Consider the following 3,772-nt stretch of genomic DNA (forward strand, 5'->3'; position numbering starts at 1 on the left):
CAATTTTGAGTAGGTATTACTCAAAGTTAAGTGACGATAGCCTAGGAGATACACCTGTACCCATGCCGAACACAGAAGTTAAGCCCTAGAACGCCGGAAGTAGTTGGGGGTTGCCCCCTGTGAGATAAGGAAGTCGCTTAGCTTTAATCCGCCATAGCTCAGTTGGTAGTAGCGCATGACTGTTAATCATGATGTCGTAGGTTCGAGTCCTACTGGCGGAGTATGTAGACGTTCCAAGGAACGTCTTTTTTTATTTATAGTCAATTGAACCCAAAATAGTACATAATGTGGTATAATCTTCTTATGGCATATTCATTAGATTTTCGTAAAAAAGTTCTCTCTTATTGTGAGCGAACAGGTAGTATAACAGAAGCATCACACATTTTCCAAATCTCACGTAATACCATTTATTGCTGGTTAAAGCTAAAAGAGAAAACAGGAGAGCTAAACCATCAAGTAAAAGGAACAAAACAAAGAAAGGTTGATAGAGATAGACTCAAAAACTATCTTACTGACAATCCAGACGCTTATTTGACTGAAATAGCTTCTGAATTTGGCTGTCATCCAACTACTATCCACTATGCTCTCAAAGCAATGGGGTACACTCGAAAAAAAAGAATCACACCTACTATGAACAAGACCCAGAAAAAGTAGCTTTATTTCTTAAAAAATTTAATAGTTTAAAGCACTTAGCACCTGTTTATATTGATGAAACAGGATTCGATACTTATTTTTATCGAGAATATGGTCGCTCATTAAAAGGTCAGTTAATAAGAGGTAAAATATCTGGAAGAAGATATCAGAGGATCTCACTGGTTGCAGGGCTAACAAATGGTGAGTTAATCGCTCCAATGACTTACGAAGAGACGATGACGAGCGACTTTTTTGAAGCTTGGTTTCAGAAGTTTCTCTTACCAACATTAAACAAACCATCAGTTATTATTATGGATAATGCAAGATTCCATAGAATGGGTAAACTAGAGCTCTTATGTGAAGAATTGGGGCATAAACTTTTACCACTTCCTCCCTACTCACCTGAGTACAATCCTATTGAGAAAACATGGGCTCATATCAAAAAGCACCTCAAAAAGGTATTACCAAGTTGTAATACTTTTTTCAAGGCTCTTTTGTCTTATTCTTATTTCAATTGACTATATCTTTCAGAGGTCATTTTTGTCTTTTTTTTGCCACTTTATTAATAGTTAATATCTTTTATAAGTTTGTTATATTTGATTCTTTTATTTTAAGTAATTTTGTAGTATATTTAATAGATTTCACACTCATTTAAAATCAAATAGTGCAGAAATTTCAATGTTTAAACATATATGTCTTAGTTTTTATTAAAAACTTTTTTGTTACCTTATTAGAATACGGTAAGTCCATCAATCGGATGATAAGTTTTCAAGTTTATACTTTGAGCACGATATTTCTTAAGCAGGCTATTAATAAAAAGTGCTCTGTGATTTTAATTGAGTATCAGAAGTAATTCTTTAATGGATTGTGTGGGGTTGTTTTTTAGTTCTTATGATTCTTTTTCAATTAAGTTAGCTCCCATATTTTCTACAATGATTTTTCCTATAGCTCTTTTTTATTTTGAAATGTATTTTTATATATCTGTTCTGTCAATTTTCTGTAACTGTTATTAATTTTACTATTCACAATAGTACATGATAGAAGAATCTTCCCAGGTTCTTCTATTTTTTGTTATACTCATTTTATCAATAGAAATGGAGTTAAATAAAATGATTGAACAGATTTATGAACAATATCTTGATTTTTATGATGTTATTGAAAAGGAATATAGTAACTTAATAGATAATGATTTAGAATGGGAAGTTTTCCATCTTCGATTTTTACTTTATTATCTGCTTCGTTATAACATTGATGTTATTCATCCGTTGATTTCTTACCACTATCGTGCTTGCTACCGTTTGTACATTGAACAGCTATTGATTTCAAATGACTATGTTGGGGGATAATTTATAATTTTCATATTTCCGAACGATTTTATAGTTTTTTCTTTTCATAATATAAATTTACAATATTTTTTTAATATTAATTTTCTAATTTTCTCTAATTCCCTAATGATTCTAGTCTTTGGTCTTGAAAAAATTGAGAATCTTTATTATAATAAATTGTAAGATATAATTGCAGGTGAGATTCCTGCCATGTATGTGAGAAAGGAAGAGCCTAAGGGCTCAGACAAGATTATGACTTCAGTTGTTGTTGTAGGTACCCAGTGGGGTGATGAAGGTAAAGGGAAGATTACAGACTTCCTCTCAGCTAATGCAGAAGTGATTGCGCGTTACCAAGGTGGTGATAATGCAGGTCACACGATCGTGATTGATGGTAAGAAATTTAAGTTGCACTTGATTCCATCTGGGATTTTCTTCCCTGAAAAAATTTCTGTCATTGGGAATGGGATGGTTGTAAATCCTAAGTCACTTGTGAAAGAGTTGAGCTATCTTCATGATGAAGGTGTTACAACAGATAATCTACGTATTTCTGATCGTGCGCATGTTATTTTGCCGTACCACATCGAGTTAGACCGTCTGCAAGAAGAAGCTAAGGGTGAAAATAAGATTGGTACTACTATCAAGGGTATCGGTCCAGCTTATATGGATAAGGCTGCTCGAGTGGGAATCCGTATCGCAGATCTTTTGGATAAGGAGATTTTCCGTGAGCGTTTAGAACGTAACCTTGCTGAGAAGAATCGTTTGTTTGAAAAATTGTATGATAGCGAACCTATTTCATTTGATGATATTTTTGAAGAATATTATGAGTATGGCCAACAAATCAAGCAATATGTAACAGATACTTCTGTTATCTTGAATGATGCACTTGATAATGGCAAACGCGTTCTTTTTGAAGGTGCACAAGGGGTCATGTTAGATATTGACCAAGGAACTTATCCGTTTGTTACTTCTTCAAACCCTGTTGCTGGTGGTGTGACAATTGGTTCTGGTGTTGGTCCAAGCAAGATTGACAAGGTTGTAGGTGTATGTAAAGCTTATACAAGTCGTGTTGGTGATGGTCCATTCCCAACTGAATTGTTTGATGAAGTGGGAGAACGCATTCGTGAAGTAGGTCATGAGTATGGTACAACTACAGGTCGTCCACGTCGTGTGGGTTGGTTTGACTCAGTTGTGATGCGTCACAGTCGTCGTGTTTCTGGTATCACTAACCTTTCACTGAACTCTATCGATGTTTTGAGTGGTTTGGATACAGTTAAAATCTGTGTAGCCTATGATCTTGATGGCCAACGTATTGACTACTATCCAGCTAGTCTTGAGCAATTGAAACGTTGTAAACCTATTTATGAAGAATTGCCAGGTTGGTCAGAAGACATCACTGGAGTACGTACTTTGGAAGATCTTCCTGAAAATGCACGTAACTATGTTCGTCGTGTTAGCGAATTGGTTGGCGTTCGTATCTCTACTTTCTCAGTAGGTCCTGGTCGTGAACAAACAAATATTTTAGAAAGTGTTTGGTCATAAGAGATTTTTTAAGATTTGTTTAAGATAGTTCAGCTATACTATAGACAGTTACAAGAAGACCTCCTAACTTGTTGTAACAAATATCCTAAACTTTTCTTTTTCATAATAATCTCCCTATAAAGTCACCGCATTCGGTGGCTTTTTTTATGGCTCTTTGTCAACTGTAGTGGGTTGAATAAAAGCTAACATCTGGAGAGGACAATCGTTGTCCTCTCCATTTTTATATTCAGAGCGATGAAAATTCGTTTCTTAAAGTTGTCAAAGTTCCTAAAACC

Annotated in this window: 3 protein-coding genes, 1 tRNA gene and 1 rRNA gene; all 5 read left to right on the forward strand. The window is 34.9% G+C overall.

The window, feature by feature from the left end:
* Nucleotides 1–26: 26 nt before the first annotated feature.
* The 5 genes from rrf (at nt 27) to QM867_RS10605 (ending at nt 3,497) form a co-directional block, all read left to right on the forward strand.
* Nucleotides 27–142: ribosomal RNA gene (rrf, locus tag QM867_RS10585) — 5S ribosomal RNA — on the forward strand.
* Between the two features lie 5 nt (nt 143–147).
* A tRNA-Asn gene (locus QM867_RS10590) sits at nt 148–221 on the forward strand.
* An 82-nt stretch (nt 222–303) separates the two neighbouring features.
* Nucleotides 304–1,151, forward strand: a protein-coding gene (locus tag QM867_RS10595) for an IS630 family transposase (protein ID WP_414315742.1) whose coding sequence is annotated in 2 segments (ribosomal slippage) — nt 304–622 and nt 622–1,151 — 849 coding nt in all. Because the reading frame shifts where the segments join, the coding sequence is not laid out codon by codon here.
* 591 nt (nt 1,152–1,742) lie between these two features.
* A complete protein-coding gene (gene comW / locus QM867_RS10600; protein ID WP_414315743.1) occupies nt 1,743–1,979 on the forward strand; it encodes a sigma(X)-activator ComW in 237 nt (78 codons plus the stop codon).
* A 231-nt stretch (nt 1,980–2,210) separates the two neighbouring features.
* Nucleotides 2,211–3,497 (forward strand): adenylosuccinate synthase, encoded by a 1,287-nt coding sequence (locus QM867_RS10605; protein WP_414315744.1) that lies wholly within the window; start codon nt 2,211–2,213, stop codon nt 3,495–3,497.
* The last annotated feature ends 275 nt before the right edge of the window (nt 3,498–3,772 follow it).

The sequence above is a fragment of the Streptococcus infantis genome (assembly GCF_047463635.1).
GTDB classification, from domain to species: domain Bacteria; phylum Bacillota; class Bacilli; order Lactobacillales; family Streptococcaceae; genus Streptococcus; species Streptococcus infantis_W.